Source organism: uncultured Blautia sp., from assembly GCF_902497045.1.
Classification (GTDB): Bacteria; Bacillota; Clostridia; order Lachnospirales; family Lachnospiraceae; genus Blautia_A.
The window spans coordinates 1-15,394 of record NZ_CABVDF010000051.1; the positions used below are offsets into that span (position 1 = coordinate 1).

Annotated in this window: 16 protein-coding genes, 3 pseudogenes and 2 riboswitches; of the genes and pseudogenes, 16 read left to right on the forward strand and 3 right to left on the reverse strand. The window is 40.2% G+C overall.

Annotated features, from left to right (window positions below):
• The first annotated feature begins 74 nt into the window (after nucleotides 1-74).
• Nucleotides 75-189: riboswitch (FMN riboswitch) on the forward strand.
• Nucleotides 190-465: 276 nt separating this feature from the next.
• The 5 genes from ribD to RDS42_RS05720 are packed head-to-tail and all read left to right on the forward strand — an operon-like array spanning nucleotide 466 to nucleotide 4,633.
• A complete protein-coding gene (ribD, locus tag RDS42_RS05700; protein WP_009319981.1) occupies nucleotides 466-1,593 on the forward strand; it encodes a bifunctional diaminohydroxyphosphoribosylaminopyrimidine deaminase/5-amino-6-(5-phosphoribosylamino)uracil reductase RibD in 1,128 nt (375 codons plus the stop codon).
• On the forward strand, nucleotides 1,575-2,228 hold the full coding sequence (gene ribE, locus RDS42_RS05705) for a riboflavin synthase (protein ID WP_004844978.1): 654 nt from the start codon (nucleotides 1,575-1,577) through the stop codon (nucleotides 2,226-2,228). The genes ribD and ribE (RDS42_RS05705) overlap by 19 nt, the downstream gene beginning before the upstream one ends.
• Before the next feature lie 18 nt (nucleotides 2,229-2,246).
• Nucleotides 2,247-3,464: a bifunctional 3,4-dihydroxy-2-butanone-4-phosphate synthase/GTP cyclohydrolase II gene (locus RDS42_RS05710; protein ID WP_004844979.1), complete on the forward strand. Its 1,218-nt coding sequence runs from the start codon at nucleotides 2,247-2,249 to the stop codon at nucleotides 3,462-3,464.
• 29 nt (nucleotides 3,465-3,493) lie between these two features.
• Nucleotides 3,494-3,967, forward strand: coding sequence for a 6,7-dimethyl-8-ribityllumazine synthase (ribE, locus tag RDS42_RS05715; protein ID WP_004844980.1), 474 nt, complete (start codon nucleotides 3,494-3,496; stop codon nucleotides 3,965-3,967).
• Between the two features lie 15 nt (nucleotides 3,968-3,982).
• Nucleotides 3,983-4,633 (forward strand): HAD family hydrolase, encoded by a 651-nt coding sequence (locus RDS42_RS05720; protein ID WP_004844981.1) that lies wholly within the window; start codon nucleotides 3,983-3,985, stop codon nucleotides 4,631-4,633.
• Between the two features lie 117 nt (nucleotides 4,634-4,750).
• On the opposite strand, the pseudogene RDS42_RS14910 reads toward RDS42_RS05720, so the two are convergent.
• Nucleotides 4,751-4,933: pseudogene (locus tag RDS42_RS14910) on the reverse strand (hypothetical protein); the annotation flags it as partial.
• A 421-nt stretch (nucleotides 4,934-5,354) separates the two neighbouring features.
• Here RDS42_RS14910 and RDS42_RS14915 point away from each other — a divergent pair.
• A pseudogene (locus tag RDS42_RS14915) lies at nucleotides 5,355-6,416 on the forward strand (Fic family protein).
• A gap of 120 nt (nucleotides 6,417-6,536) precedes the next feature.
• Here RDS42_RS14915 and RDS42_RS05735 read toward each other — a convergent pair.
• A complete protein-coding gene (locus RDS42_RS05735) occupies nucleotides 6,537-7,418 on the reverse strand; it encodes a LysR family transcriptional regulator (protein WP_004844985.1) in 882 nt (293 codons plus the stop codon).
• 129 nt (nucleotides 7,419-7,547) lie between these two features.
• On the opposite strand from RDS42_RS05735, the gene RDS42_RS05740 reads away from it, so the two are divergent.
• From RDS42_RS05740 to RDS42_RS05785, 10 genes and pseudogenes are all read left to right on the forward strand, one after another.
• Nucleotides 7,548-7,787 (forward strand): hypothetical protein, encoded by a 240-nt coding sequence (locus RDS42_RS05740; protein WP_004844986.1) that lies wholly within the window; start codon nucleotides 7,548-7,550, stop codon nucleotides 7,785-7,787.
• Between the two features lie 11 nt (nucleotides 7,788-7,798).
• Nucleotides 7,799-9,568, forward strand: a complete 1,770-nt coding sequence (locus RDS42_RS05745) for a 1-deoxy-D-xylulose-5-phosphate synthase (protein WP_004844987.1) — start codon at nucleotides 7,799-7,801, stop codon at nucleotides 9,566-9,568.
• Nucleotides 9,569-9,596: 28 nt separating this feature from the next.
• Nucleotides 9,597-9,731: pseudogene (locus RDS42_RS14920) on the forward strand (aldo/keto reductase); the annotation flags it as partial.
• 31 nt (nucleotides 9,732-9,762) lie between these two features.
• A complete protein-coding gene (locus tag RDS42_RS05755) occupies nucleotides 9,763-10,293 on the forward strand; it encodes a flavodoxin family protein (RefSeq protein ID WP_009243645.1) in 531 nt (176 codons plus the stop codon).
• Between the two features lie 155 nt (nucleotides 10,294-10,448).
• Nucleotides 10,449-10,883, forward strand: a complete 435-nt coding sequence (locus tag RDS42_RS05760; protein ID WP_009243644.1) for an Rrf2 family transcriptional regulator — start codon at nucleotides 10,449-10,451, stop codon at nucleotides 10,881-10,883.
• 210 nt (nucleotides 10,884-11,093) lie between these two features.
• The gene (locus RDS42_RS05765; RefSeq protein WP_004844992.1) at nucleotides 11,094-11,489 is read left to right on the forward strand and encodes a pyridoxamine 5'-phosphate oxidase family protein; all 396 of its coding nucleotides are present in this window, start codon (nucleotides 11,094-11,096) and stop codon (nucleotides 11,487-11,489) included.
• 20 nt (nucleotides 11,490-11,509) lie between these two features.
• Nucleotides 11,510-11,621: riboswitch (FMN riboswitch) on the forward strand.
• A gap of 74 nt (nucleotides 11,622-11,695) precedes the next feature.
• Nucleotides 11,696-12,319 carry an ECF transporter S component gene (locus tag RDS42_RS05770; RefSeq protein WP_004844994.1) on the forward strand — a complete coding sequence of 208 codons (624 nt, stop codon included), beginning with the start codon at nucleotides 11,696-11,698 and terminating at the stop codon, nucleotides 12,317-12,319.
• Nucleotides 12,316-12,930 (forward strand): 4Fe-4S binding protein, encoded by a 615-nt coding sequence (locus RDS42_RS05775; RefSeq protein WP_004844995.1) that lies wholly within the window; start codon nucleotides 12,316-12,318, stop codon nucleotides 12,928-12,930. The genes RDS42_RS05770 and RDS42_RS05775 overlap by 4 nt, the downstream gene beginning before the upstream one ends.
• Nucleotides 12,927-13,871, forward strand: coding sequence for a hypothetical protein (locus tag RDS42_RS05780; protein ID WP_009243642.1), 945 nt, complete (start codon nucleotides 12,927-12,929; stop codon nucleotides 13,869-13,871). The genes RDS42_RS05775 and RDS42_RS05780 overlap by 4 nt, the downstream gene beginning before the upstream one ends.
• On the forward strand, nucleotides 13,868-14,644 hold the full coding sequence (locus tag RDS42_RS05785) for a protein-ADP-ribose hydrolase (protein WP_005426052.1): 777 nt from the start codon (nucleotides 13,868-13,870) through the stop codon (nucleotides 14,642-14,644). Before RDS42_RS05780 ends, RDS42_RS05785 begins: the two co-directional genes overlap by 4 nt.
• Before the next feature lie 202 nt (nucleotides 14,645-14,846).
• On the opposite strand, the gene RDS42_RS05790 is transcribed toward RDS42_RS05785, so the two are convergent.
• Nucleotides 14,847-15,083 carry a DUF6061 family protein gene (locus RDS42_RS05790; RefSeq protein ID WP_005426055.1) on the reverse strand — a complete coding sequence of 79 codons (237 nt, stop codon included), beginning with the start codon at nucleotides 15,081-15,083 and terminating at the stop codon, nucleotides 14,847-14,849.
• Nucleotides 15,084-15,394: the final 311 nt, after the last annotated feature.

Genomic DNA, 15,394 nt, shown 5'->3' on the forward strand with positions numbered 1-15,394 from the left:
ATCTCCATCAGTAAACTAAGTAAAATAAAAATTCTGCTTTACAAACAACAGATAAAGTATTAAAATAAACAAAAAGATATCTTCAGGGCAGGGTGAGATTCCCTACCGGCGGTAAAGCCCGCGAGCCGAGAGGCATGATCCGGTGAGATTCCGGGGCCGACAGTACAGTCTGGATGGAAGAAGATGATAGTACAGTTGATTTTTTGTATGAATGAATGTAGTATCAGAGCTCTGAGATGGTGATCCATTTCAGAGCTTTTTATATAGGAAAATCAGACATTCATTTATCAATCATATGTAACAGATCAATTCCACCCTGCAGATATTTCTGCAGGCTTTTTTTGTATCTGGTACATCGTTTTCGAAATAACTATACCATTCACTTGTCTGTGAATCCGATTGCACATGTTTAAAAGCCTCGGCGTAGCCCAGGCAAAGAACAGGAATAAGAAAGAAGGAATAGAAATGACGGATCAGGAATATATGCTTCGGGCTATTCAACTGGCCAAAAAAGGAGAAGGCTGGACGAATCCCAATCCTATGGTAGGGGCAGTGATCGTAAAAGACGGAAAGATCATCGGGGAAGGCTATCATAAAAAGTATGGAGAACTTCACGCGGAACGTAATGCAATTGCTTCTCTTACAGAATCAGCAGAAGGTGCGGTGATTTATGTCACGTTGGAGCCTTGCTGTCATCATGGTAAAACACCTCCATGTACGGAAGCGATCATTGAACAGAAGATCAGAAAAGTGGTGATCGGTTCCAGAGATCCGAATCCGAAAGTGGCAGGAAAAGGTGTACAGATGTTAAGGGAAGCCGGTGTAACAGTAGTTGAAGATTTTATGAGAGAAGAATGTGATCAGCTGAACCCGGTGTTTTTCCATTATATTACTACGAAGACTCCTTATGTGGTAATGAAGTATGCCATGACACTGGATGGGAAGATCGCAACGAAAACAGGAGCATCAAAATGGATCACCGGAGAATCTGCACGAAAAGAAGTACAGCATATGCGGCATCAGTACATGGGAATCATGGCTGGTATTGGAACTGTGCTTGCAGATGATCCGATGTTAAACGTCCGGGTAGAAGGCTGGAAAAGTCCTGTCAGGATTGTGTGTGACAGTAAGCTCAGGATCCCGCCGGGCAGTCAGATTGTAAAAAGTGCGGAAAAGTACCGGACGATCGTGGCTTATGCAGAACAGAAAAATGCAAAAGAGAAAATAAAAATATTACATACCATGGGAGTTGAAACCATTTACTGTCCCGACGAAAAGAATCAGATAGACCTTAAGAAGCTGATGGCAGATCTTGGAAACAGAGGCATTGACAGCATCCTCCTGGAGGGAGGAGGTACGTTAAATGACAGTGCACTGCGAGTTGGAATTGTAAAGGAAGTACAGGCTTTTGTGGCACCAAAGCTGTTTGGCGGTGTGGCTGGGAAGACACCGGTAGAGGGTATTGGAGTTGAACTGCCGTCTGAAGCAGTGGAACTGAAATATACAGATATCTGCCAGATCGGTGAGGATATCCGGATAAAATGTCAGGTGTGTGATAAAAAACAGGAGGAATCATGTTTACAGGAATCGTAGAAGAGAAAGGAAAAGTCCGTTATATACAGCTGACAGGGGAATCAGGGATCCTGGCAGTGAAAGCCCGGAAAGTCCTGGAAGGGACAAGGATCGGTGACAGTATCGCTGTGAATGGTGTGTGTCTGACAGTTACGTCGATTCAGCCGGACGGATTTACTGCCGATGTGATGGCAGAGACGATCAGAAGAAGCAGTCTTGGCAGCTGCAAGGCCGGAAGCCAGGTAAACCTGGAACGTGCAATGGCTGCAGACGGCAGGTTCGGGGGACACATAGTAAGCGGCCATATTGATGGGACTGGCGTGATACGTTCCATGCTCCGGGAAGAAAATGCCATCTGGGTATCAATTGAGACATCGCCACAGATTTTGCATCTGATTGTGGAAAAAGGATCCGTCTGTATTGATGGGATCAGCCTGACAGTTGCAAGGGTTGATGAAGCTGGTTTTCAGGTGTCGGTCATTCCACATACAGGAGAAGAAACCACTCTTTTGGAAAAGGTGCCGGGGGATCTGGTTAATCTGGAAAATGATGTGATCGGAAAATACGTAGAAAAACTGCTTGGCATCAGAAAAAACGAAGAAGAGAAAAAAGAATCCGGAATTACGATGGAGTTTCTTGAAGAATTCGGGTTTTAGAACAGGAGGATATACACTATGTCACAAAATTATCAGTACAACACAATTGAAGAAGCACTTAGGGATCTTAAGGAAGGAAAAATAGTTCTGGTCACAGATGATCCGGACAGAGAAAATGAGGGAGATCTGATATGTGCGGCAGAGTTTGCGACCAGAGAAAATATTAATTTCATGGCGACCTATGCAAAGGGTCTTATCTGTACACCGATGAGTGCAGAAATTGCGGTGAGATTGAACTTTCCGCCGATGGTTGCGGAGAATACGGACAATCACAGTACAGCATTTACCGTGGCAGTAGATCACGCAGATACAACCACAGGTATCTCTGCGGAAGAGCGCTCCTATACTATCATGAAGTGTGTGGATGATCAGTCAAAACCGGAGGATTTCAGAAGACCGGGACATGTGTTTCCGCTTATTTCCAGAAAAGGCGGGGTTTTGGTACGAAATGGCCATACAGAGGCAACAACAGATCTTATGAGACTTGCCGGACTGAAAGAATGCGGCGTGTGCTGTGAAGTTATGAAAGAAGATGGAACTATGATGCGTACATCACAGCTATGGGAAATGGCAAAAGAGCATAACCTTACATTTATTACGATCCGTGATCTGCAGGATTATATAAGAATACATGAAAAGCATGTAAAGGAGGAAGCCGTTGCAAACCTCCCAACGCAGTACGGTGATTTTAAAATGTATGGTTATATCAATGATATTACAGGAGAGCATCATCTGGCACTGGTAAAAGGTGATCTGGGAGATGGTGAGGATGTGCTTTGCCGGGTACATTCGGAGTGTCTGACAGGGGATGCATTCGGATCGCTCAGATGTGACTGTGGCCTGCAGCTGCAGACAGCGATGCGCCAGGTAGAAGCAGAAGGCCGAGGAATCATTCTGTATATGAGACAAGAAGGCCGAGGAATCGGACTGATCAATAAGATCAAAGCATATGCGCTTCAGGAGCAGGGATACGATACTGTGGAGGCTAATGTGAAGTTAGGGTTTGCACCGGATCTCAGAGAGTACTGGGTCGGGGCACAGATACTGTCAGACCTTGGTGTGAAATCATTAAGATTACTGACAAATAATCCGGATAAAGTCTATGGACTTGGCGAATTCGGACTGAAGATCAATGAGAGAGTACCTCTGGAGATTCCGGCACAAAAGTATGACCGGAAGTATATGAAGACGAAGCAGGAAAAGATGGGTCATATTTTTAAAGAAATAAATTTATAAAAAACAGCAAATATCAGGAGGAAGAAAAAATGAGACAGATCAATTTAGTAGAAGGAAAAGTAGTAGCACCGGAGGGAATGAAGGTTGGTATCGTGGCAGCGAGATTCAATGAAATTATTGTGAATAAATTATTGGGAGGGGCAGTCGACGGACTGGTAAGACATGGAGTAGAAGAAGAGAACATTACTGCAGCATGGGTACCGGGAGCATTTGAGATTCCGATTACAGCACAGAAGATGGCACAGTCAGGAAAATATGATGCAATTATCTGCGTTGGAGCTGTCATCCGTGGAGATACTTCACATTATGATCTGGTGTGTAATGAATCTGCCAAGGGAATCGCACAGGTTGAACTTGCAACAGGAATCCCGGTTTTATTCGGAGTGATCACGACTGAAAATATCGAGCAGGCTATTGCGCGTGCAGGAAGCAAAGCGGGAAATAAAGGCTATGATTGTGCATTATCTGCGATTGAGATGGTCAATCTGATGAAGCAGCTCTAAAAGACAGGAAAATAAATGATGACAAAAACGATCATATTCGATTATGATGGAACGATCCATCATACCCTTGGAATCTATGAACCGGCATTTCGTGAAACCTATCAGTGGCTGACAGAACAGAAGGTTACCGAAGAACGGGAGATAGGCTCGGTGGAAATTGCCGGCTGGCTGGGACTTAACAGTAAGGAGATGTGGAATACATTTTTGCCGGAACTGGATCAGAGCTATAAAGAGCAGGCAAGCAGGATGGTAGGAGATCTGATGGTAAGACAGATCAGGAAACATAAGGCAGTGTGGTATCCGGGAGCAGAGGAGATGCTAACAGCTTTGAAGAACCGGGGATATCACCTTGTGATCTTAAGTAACTGTAAAGCTTCATATCGTGAGGCACACTGGAAGGAATTTGGGATGGAACGATGGTTTGATCGTTTTTATGACTGTGAATCATACAGATTCCGTCCAAAGACAGAAATTGTGCAGGAAATCATCCGGGAATATAGTGGCCCTTATCTGGTAGTCGGAGACAGGAGACAGGATCTGGAATGTGCCAGGTCCTGCAAAAGCCCTTTTATAGGATGCCTGTATGGATATGGTGAGAAAGGGGAACTGAATGGGGCTGATTATTATGCAGAACATATAGAGGATATACTGCAGATGGTGATATGATTTTTGCAATATAAAAATCTGAAGGAAAAAAGTTAAAAATAAGTACTTCTGTAAAATAAAAGGATATAGAAAATTTGCAACAATTTGTTGCAAATTCTGAGGCGGGGATGATTTTAGGATAGTCATAGTGATAGAGGTAATCCACTTTCCTAACCCCATCTGTACAGTAAAGTTCTCAAGTCCAGTTGTACAAAGCGCTACTGCACGAGGAACCAGATGGAATGCATCTCCACTTCCTAAAAGAACTGCCATAATTCCAAACATGGTAAACTGTCGGTTTCCTTTGCCTTTGCGGATTATTTATAGATTTTACTGTGGAAGATTTTGCATAAAGTGTTTTCCGTGCTTGTGTGTACCATTATCTGATATCAAAGCAGTACAGGGTGATTCCGGCCATGCACAGGTCAATATGATTACGGATGCGTACTCTCATATTCCGGATGATGACCAAAGGAAAAATGCAGAGCTTTTTAAAGAAGCATTTTATGAGAAAAAGAATCTGAATCCAGAGAGGCGGGCGTTGCTCAATTCGTTGGCGAAAACGATGAAGTAATGAAAAATAGTGAAAAAATAGTGTAATTTTAGTGAAAAAAACAATTCGTAAAACGATATAATATATGGATGAAATGAGGATATTTATTGTGTATACGGATATTCTATCTCCATCAAATCTATCGAGATCTCCATCATTTGATGATAGAATGATGGAGATAAATCTGAAATGAAGGAGATTCCTATGAGAGACTTTGATTTTATTGTAAGTCCTGCAAAGTTGTTAACACCTGAAATTGTTCAGATGGTTAGCAGCATCCATGAACATAAAGGCAAACAGGAATTATTTCTCGAAGCCAATGTAGATGAATTGAAAACACTCTTAGAAGTTGCATTGATTCAGAGTACGGGAGCATCCAACCGAATCGAAGGTATATTTACAAGCGATAAGCGTTTGGAAGAATTGGTAAGTCAAAAAGCAGAACCCCGCAACCGATCTGAGCAGGAAATTGCTGGTTATCGTGAAGTACTTTCCACAATTTACGAAGGTTATGAATATATCAACCCAAGACCGAACATTATTTTGCAGTTACATTGAGATCTGTACTCCTATTCACAGGGGGCTGCTGGTGGAAGTTATAAGAATTCCGATAATGTAATTGCAGAAACAGATGCCGAGGGTCATCAGAAGGCACGTTTTATTCCAGTTCCCGCATTTCAGACTGATGAAGCAATGGAAGAACTTTGCGCTCGCTTCCTTGAAGCATGGGAAGCTGACCGCATTGATAAACTGGTTTTGATTCCCATGTTCATTCTGGACTTTCTGTGTATCCATCCTTTCAATGACGGAAATGGTAGGATGAGCCGTTTGCTCACTTTATTGCTTTTTTATAAGGCGGGATACATCGTTGGAAAATATATCAGTATGGAAATGTTGATTGAAAAGACAAAGGAAACATATTATGAAGCCCTTCAAGCAAGTTCTACTGGCTGGCATGAGGGAGAAAACAGCTATGAGCCTTTTGTTAAATATTATCTGGGTATCATGTTGAAAGCATACAATGAATTCGAAAGCCGTGTAGAGCATTTGAAGCATCGGAGTCTTTCTAAGCCTGATAGAATTAAAGCGGTTATTGATAACAAGGTTGGCAAAATTACAAAGAAAGAAATCATGGAGCTTTGTCCTGATATAAGCAAAATTACCGTGGAAAGGACTTTGACGAATCTGGTTAAGAGTGGGTATATCGCAAAAGTTGGTGCAGGTCCATCTACTGGTTATGTCCGTGTTTAAAAATATGAAAGCAGCTTATAAATTTAAAGTGTCCTTGACAAAGGGTACACTTTACAGGTGAAATCTAAATCGAAGTTTGTCTTGCTGTGTTCAAATCACAAAAAGGTCATCGTTTCACGATTATGGTAAAACGATGATCTTTTTTATTTCTTCCAATAACAGATTAGCAACAGGAGTGAATATTTGATATTTTTTCCATATAACATACATTTTTGTGTGGAGAGGTGGTGTGATCGGACGGAAGCATAAATCACTTTCTGCATTTGTTTCTACTAACTTTTCAAAGGTAAGCTCAACCCCCAGCCCTTCACGGACAAAAACGGCACCGTTATTGCAGAGATTAAATGTCGCTAATATATTAAGTCGGTCAAGGTTATCGGAACACCAACGGGGTAAATCCATTTTAGCAGACTGTTCCGAACAAAAAATAGGAATATCCAATAAATCATCAAAGGCAATAGCCTCTTTTGCGGCTAATGGATTGTCCTTTCTCATCAGAACACCCCATGTATCGTATTCAGGCACTTCAAGATAATTGTATTTTGATAAATCGGGCGGTTCTACTATAAATGCCATATCCAGAAGTCCACGGTCTAATCGTTCTGTTACCTGTTCGGTATCACCGCTGGTAACATGATAATGGATATTGGGATAAATGCTGCTTAACTTTTTTACAGCACGGGCAAGATATTTTACAAGATAGGATTCTGCACAGCCAATATAAATATCACCTCCTGTGATATCATCCATTGCCTGAAATTCGTTTGTGATTTTGTCAGCCATGGCCAGTAAATCTTCTGCTCTTTTTCGCAGAAGCATACCCTCATCAGTAAGACTGACGCTTGTGCTGCCACGCTTAAATAGTTTTTTGCCAAGCTCTTGTTCCAGATCTTTCATCTGTTTAGACAGCGTTGGCTGTGTAACATGAAGTCTTTCAGCAGCCCTTGACATATTTCCTTCACGTGCAATTTCAAGAAAATAACGAAGTACACGAATTTCCATAGTACACCTCCAACCTTTTTTATTATCCTATACTCAAATGATATTCCTGTCAAGAATATCGTGATATGAATTATAAGTATTAGATATATCGTTTGAAGCATGTATAATTTAAGCAGGAGGTGCAGACAGATGGCAGAAGCAAATGACAAATATGGAATAATTTATCAGAATCTTGTGGACGCAGGCTGTAATCAGAAAACAATCCAGTGTTGCATGAAACTGGCACAAGAAAACAATGTAGAAGCGCTGTTATCACAGTTATGTATGTATAGAAAACATTTAATGGAACAGACACATATTTATCAGGATAACATAGATTGCCTGGATTATTTGATCTACTCGTTAAAGAAATCTAATGAAAATAGATAAGGAGAATGTAAATGACAGATTATAAAATTATTCAAACAATTAACGGACCGGAAGATGTAAAAAAATTGTCTATGGAGCAGCTGGAGGAACTTGCTTCGGAAATCAGAGAGGCATTGTTTAACCGGCTGACTAAAATCGGCGGTCACTTTGGTCCAAATTTCGGTATGGTGGAGGCAGAGATTGCCATGCATTATGTTTTCTCTTCGCCTAAGGATAAGTTTATATTTGATGTATCTCATCAGAGCTATCCTCATAAGATTTTGACCGGAAGAAAGAATGGATATATTTCCGATGAGCACTTTTCAGAGGATTCCGGTTATACAAATCCGGAAGAAAGTGAACATGACTTCTTCAATGTAGGTCACACTTCGACCTCAGTTTCTTTAGCTACGGGTCTGGCTAAGGCGAGAGATATAAAAGGAGATAAAGAAAATATTATTGCAATTATTGGTGATGGCTCCCTCTCAGGCGGTGAAGCACTAGAGGGATTGAATGTAGCTGGATCAGAGATTAACTCCAATTTAATTATTATAGTAAATGATAATGAGCAGTCGATTGCCGAAGTACATGGCGGAATGTATAAAAATCTTGCCGAATTAAGAGAGACAGGCGGAACTGCTTCCAATAATCTCTTCAAAGCGTTTGGATTAGATTATATATATGAGGAAAACGGCAATGACATAGCATCACTGATTTCCTTATTCCGCAAGGTGAAAGATACGGATCATCCAATCGTAGTCCATATCCATACACAAAAAGGAAAGGGATATGAGATTGCTGAAAAAGACAAAGAGGGATGGCATTGGTGTATGCCATTTGACCGTGAAACAGGCAAACCAACAATCTCTTTTGGCGATGGAGAAGATTATACATCTATCACTGCTGAGTATATTATGCGAAAAGCAAAAAGTGATTCTGAGCTTCTTGTGATTACTCCTGCTATGCCGGGCAGTGCAGGCTTAAATCAGGAACAGCGAAAGGAGCTTGGATTGCAGTATGTGGATGTAGGGATTGCGGAAGAACAGGCGGTTGCCATGGCATCTGGTGCTGCAAAAAACGGTGCGAAGCCGCTTGTGGTTACAAACACAACCTTTATTCAAAGAGCGTATGACCAGATTTCCCATGATGTATGTATTAACAATAGTTCTGTCACGATTCTCTTAAACTACAATTCTTTTGATAGTTTGACAGATGTTACGCATCTTGGAATTTTTGGACTGGCGGCATACACGAATGTTCCGAATCTGGTAGTGCTTGCACCTACCTCAAAAGATGAATACCTTTCTATGCTTGATTGGTCAGTTGATCAAAGGGAACATCCTGTTATGATTCTCATCCCCGGAAATCAGGTAACCTATCGTGAAGCAGATAAGGATTTTGACAGACTGAATCATTTTAAAGTGGAAGAAGCTGGTGAAAAGGTTGCAATTCTGGCACTTGGTGATTTTTATCAGCGTGGTGAACAGCTCAGTGCAAAAATAAAAGCAGAACTTGGCTTTACGCCGACATTGATCAATCCTCGTTTTGCTTCTGGTATTGACAAAGAATTACTGGAAAGTCTTTCCGAAAGACATCAGATGGTAATAACCATGGAAGACGGTATTTTAAGCGGCGGTTTTGGCGAGAAAATAGCTTCCTTCTATGGTAGTTCTGATATGAAAGTGAAAAATTACGGACTTGATAAGAAATTTTATGACCGATATGACCCAAATGAATTACTGAAAGAGGTTGGTATGACACCGGTTCAGATTATTGCGGATATTTGCAATCAGATAAAATAGAAATTGGGAGGCTGGAAGTAGTGACACCAGAATTGTAATTCCGGGTTCAAGCAATACTGATCACATCATGGAGAACACGCAGTTGTATGATTTTGAATTAACTGACGAAGAGATGGAGCAGATTGAGGCTTTGGAAAAAAATGAGAAGCATGACTGGTACTAAGATTGAAGAATAAAAAGATAAGGTGATGGAAATGAAGATATTAGTATTAAATGGAAGTCCACATCCACAGGGAAGTACAAAAGATATGGTTAATGCATTTAAGAAAGGAGCTGAGAGTGCAGGACATATCGTTGATGTGGTGGATGTATGCAAAAAGAAGATAGGTGGGTGTTTGGCATGTGAATACTGTCATAGCAAAGGACACGGTGAGTGTATTCAGAAGGATGATATGCAGGAAGTATATAATCTTTTGAAAGAAGCAGAAATGCTTGTTATTGCATCGCCCATTTATTATCACGGCATATCCGGTCAGCTAAAATGTGTAATCGACAGATTTTATTCTGCGGCATATCCGAGAGGACCGAAGAATTTGAAAAAAGTTGCCATGATACTTAGCTCCGGAGATGCTAATATGTATGAGGGTGCTCTTTTCTCGTTCAAAGGAGACTTTCTGGATTATCTTGGACTTGAAAACATGGGTGTGTTTACAGCACATGGGTCTGAAAACAAGAGCGAGAAAAAGAGAGAAGAACTAAGGGCGTTCGGGGCATCGCTGCGTTAGGTAAATTCCATTTGGCGAGATGTCGATAGACCATAAAATTGTTTTTTTCTAAAGCAGACTATTGATTGTATTTATATTAAGTTTTCAACAACAATGTAACCATTGAAATTACATCTGTTTTTTGATATGATTACTGTCAAAGAGAGGTGTTTATAATGCAGATTTCAAGCAGATTTACAATGGCAATCCATATGTTTGCCTGTATAGATACATTTTCAGATCAGAAGATGACTAGTGATTTTATGGCAGCAAGCATTGGAACTAATCCGGTGATTGTTCGTAAAATATTGCAACAATTAAAGGCTGCTGGTCTTATTGAAGTTGCAAGAGGGACAGGCGGTGTGACAATTACCAGACCATTGGAGCAGATTACATTCCTTGATGTGTATAAAGCAGTGGAATGTGCACCAGATGAAGAACTGTTTCATTTTCATGAGAATCCCAATCAGAAATGTCCGGTAGGAAAGAATATTCACCATGTTCTTGATAAGAGACTGTTAGAAGTACAGAAGGCAATGGAGGAAAAACTTTCAGAAATGACACTTGCTGATGTGAAAAAAGATATTGCAGTGTATACAGAGGAAGAGTAGCCTACAGAAGGCTTCGGATGAGTGATTATACCATCACAATTTCCGGAGCCTTTTTGTTTTTCATAATCAATGTAAAATCTTCAAAAGGAGTTGTAACAAAAAAGTTACAAAAAGCTTGATGTAACTATTGACATTACATTAAACGAATGATATTGTATAGCTACAAGATGTAATAATCATTGTTACAACATATCAAGGAGGTAATTTAAAATGCAGAAAGTAGTAGAATTTTTACAGAAAAACCCGGTTCAGTATTTAGCAACCGTCGGAAGAGATGGAAAGGCAAAATGCCGTCCATTCATGTTCTGTTTTGAGCAGGACGGAAAGCTTTGGTTCTGTACTAACAACACAAAGGATGTTTACAAGGATATGTTAGCAAATCCTGAAGTAGAAGTATCAGTATCTTCCCCTGAATACGCATGGATTCGCCTTCATGGCAAAGCAGTATTTGAGGACAACAAGAGTGTAAAGGAAGGATGCATGAACAATCCTATCGTTAAGGGACAGTATCAGACAGCAGATAATCCTATTTTTGAGGTATTCTATCTTGAAAATCCGCATGGTTTAATCGCAGATTTCTCTGGAAATCCACCTTATGAATTTTAAAGATAATTAACAGAAAAAATTACAGTCTTCGGGGCAAGGTGTAATTCCTGACCGGCAGTATAGTCTGCGAGCAAAAGCTGATATGGTGCAATTCCATAACCGACGGTAAAGTCCGGATGAGAGAAGATATGATAAAACAAGTCCCGCAGGGAATCCCGTCCTGCGGGCTGTTTTAAATTCAGGCATATCTCACAAAAAGGAGATTTATGAGTAACAATACAGCAACTATTAAAACAAGAAAAAATTTAGTTTCTACAAGAACGATAACAATGACAGCTCTACTGGCAGCTATATCATATGTGTTGGCATTTTTAGAGTTTCCGGTTCCTTTGAGTCCATCATTTGCACGAATGGATCTGTCAGATTTACCTGCACTGATTGGGACGTTTGCGTTTGGACCGGTTACAGGAGTGATGATAGAATTGATAAAAAATATATTACAGCTTCTGTCAACATCAACAGGAGGAATTGGTGAACTTGCCAATTTCCTAATGGGGGCATCCTATGTACTGGCTGCCGGTTTTATATACAAATACAAAAAGACTAAGAAAATGGCGAGGTGGGCATGTGTTATTTCAAGTGTGGTTATGGGAATAGCGGCAGCGATTGCAAATTATTTTATTCTACTTTCACTGTTTGAAACATTTATGCCTCTGGAGCAGCTGATTGCATCATTTGGCGAATTTCTGCCATTTATTAAGACTAAGCTGGACGTTGTTCTATTCAATGCATTGCCGTTTAATATCTTAAAAGGCTTGGTAATTGGAGCAATTACCATGATGATATATAAAAAACTTACACCGATACTGAAAGGAGAGACTTTGAAATGACAAAAATGGATTATCTTGAACTTCTGGTGGATGAAATTCATTCAACAACAGTTGCAACGATAGGTTCAGATGGACATCCTCAGACAAGAATCATAGATATGATGTACTATGATGAAGAAGGTGTGTATTTCCTTACAGCAACGGGAAAAACATTTTATGACCAGTTAATGGAGCAGCAGTATGTGGCAATATCCGCAACAAAAGACAAAATTGCGGTGTCTCTGCGTGGAAAAATAAAGAACATCGGAAAAAAGAATCTTGATATTATGTTTGAAAAAAATCCATATATGAAGAAAATCTATCCGGGAGATACGAAAGACGCAATCGAAGTGTTTCGGCTGTATGAGGCACAGGGAGAGTATTTTGATATCAGCAATCCATCAAATATTGTGAGGGATACTATAACAATTGGAAAAACCGAGGCAGTTCAGACAGGGTATTTTATTGGAAAAGAATGTATTGGATGCAAACTGTGTTACTCTGTATGTCCGCAAAAATGCATTGATATATCTTCAGTTCCGGTTACTATCAACCAGAATCATTGTCTGCATTGCGGAAGATGTGCAGAAATTTGTCCGAAGCAGTGTATTGAGAAAAGAGGTTCATTATGATTTTTAAGAAAATCAGAAAAGGGTATGCTGACTGGAGAAACTTTTTATGTAGTACTCCGGCAAGGGATTATGTATTCCAAAAGGATGCATATGAAGACCAGATTGACAGGGCAGCAAAGAATATAAGAAATACAGACTGTGTTATAATCGGGGCAGGAGCCGGGGCATCGACAGCTGCGGGAATCCAATATGGTGGTAAAAGGTTTACAGACAATTTTGCAGAATTTATAAAAAAATACGGTGAGTACTACATGACAGATATGTATGCAGCCGGATTTTATCCATATCCGTCTGAGGAGGCAAAGTGGGGATACTGGTCAAAACATGCATTGATGAACCGCTTTGATCCTCCGGCATTGCCGCTTTATACAGAGCTTTATGATCTTGTAAAGAATAAAGAATATTTTGTACTTACAACCAATGTGGATCATCAGTTTTATAAAGCGGGATTCGATGAAAAAAGAATATTTGCAACACAGGGAGATTATGGGAAAATCCAGTGCCAGAAAGCCTGTCATTCAAAGACTTACGATGCAAAAGACCTGTTTCGTAAAATGGATAAAGCAAGAAGAGACTGCCTGATTCCATCAGAACTTGTACCAAAATGTCCGGTGTGTGGCGGCAATATGGCTATGAATCTCCGTTGTGATAATTATTTTGTGGAAGATGAAGCGTGGCATGAGGCAGCCGACAGGTATGCGGGGTTTCTGGAACAGCATAAAGATAAAAAGGTTGTTCTTTTGGAACTTGGAGTTGGATTTAATACGCCGATTATTATACGTTTCCCTTTTGAAAAGATGGTGAGGGAGAACTCGTCTTATAGTTTGATACGCCTGAATATGGATGAAGCGGTAGTTCCGGAAAGCTTCGGGGAACGTGCAATCGGTATTGGCGGTGATATGGCAAAGGCAATTACTGATATAAGGGGGCTGGTATTATGACACAGGATGAGCAAAGAGAATATCTGATTCAGTATCTTTTAAAAGAAGAAATACCGTTTGGCAGACAGAACATTCCTACGGATAAGCAGGGGCAGGAAAATCTGCTCCGCTCACTTATGAATGTCAGACCGCCAAGACCAATCAGTAATGATTTTTTGAAAATACAGGATGAGTATCTTACAGAAAGAAATATAGAGCGTGGAATCACAGATGTTGACACGCTTGCACCTGTAAAATCCGATTCGAGATTATATATCTGGCAAGGGAATATTACCACTTTGAAATGTGATGCGATCGTGAATGCGTGTAACTCACAGATGCTTGGTTGTTTTTCACCGATGCATGCCTGTATTGATAACTTTATTCATACTTATGCTGGAATGGAACTTCGTCTGAAAATGCATGAAATTATGGCAAAGCAGGGGCATGAAGAAGAGACCGGCAAAGCAAAGATAACATCGGGATACAATCTTCCGACAAAATATATTCTTCATACGGTAGGACCTATTATACAATGGAAAGTCACAAAAGAAGATGAAGACCTGTTGGCAAGCTGCTACACAGAGTGCCTAAAGCTTGCAGCGGATACTGGTGTGGAATCTATTGCATTCTGTTGTTTGTCTACAGGTGTATTCCGTTTTCCACAGCAACGAGCTGCCGAGATTGCAACGAGCACTGTAAAGCAGTATCTTAACAAAGACAGCAGAATAAAAAAGGTAATCTTTAATGTGTTTAAGGATGAAGATTTAAAAATATACAGTGGATTGTTATAAACGTCTGTTGAAATATCCGATAAATCTTATTGTACTGTTACTGCCTGAGAATGTGATTTATATTGGAATCCGATGTTAAGTGAAAGAATGGTGGGAAGAACGAGAATATTATTAAAAAAGTGGACAGTTCACCAATTGGGGGCTGTCCACTGAGAGGACGGCGGTTAGTCACCGCCTCCTACTCAATTTTTAACAGGAAATATTAAAGTTCAAGTGAATCTTCTGCATCAACCCACATCTGTAAATTTCCATCAAGATATAATCTTGCATATTCCAGTGGTTCGTCAATAGCAAGTGTATTTAATGCACAGTCTGATCCAGGCGTGGTTTTTAAGTCCTTCTCAGTTTCCCAGCAGTCAATGCGAAGCATATAGCCGGCACTGGTATAAACATCAATACTGTTGCATTGTGGATTATATTCTGCAAATATTGTTCTCATCGTATCTTATCTCCTTATCGATCAATAAATCATCAGTTACAAAAATCAGAAGCATTTCAATCAGTTCACCATGTCACTTTTATTTTGTGTTATACTGTTTTATATGATTTTCTTGCCCTTGTATTTTCCCTTATCAGAGTTTGTAAACACTGGCGGGACGATATAACACAAGGGAAACAATAAGGGAAAGCTCACCTGCGACAAATCCAGTGTTTTCAAGGGTTTACAGAGAATTTGATAACAAAATATAACAGTTATACGGTAATCATTTGCAAGAATAAGAAAAGTGCAAATCACGCACTGAATTTATT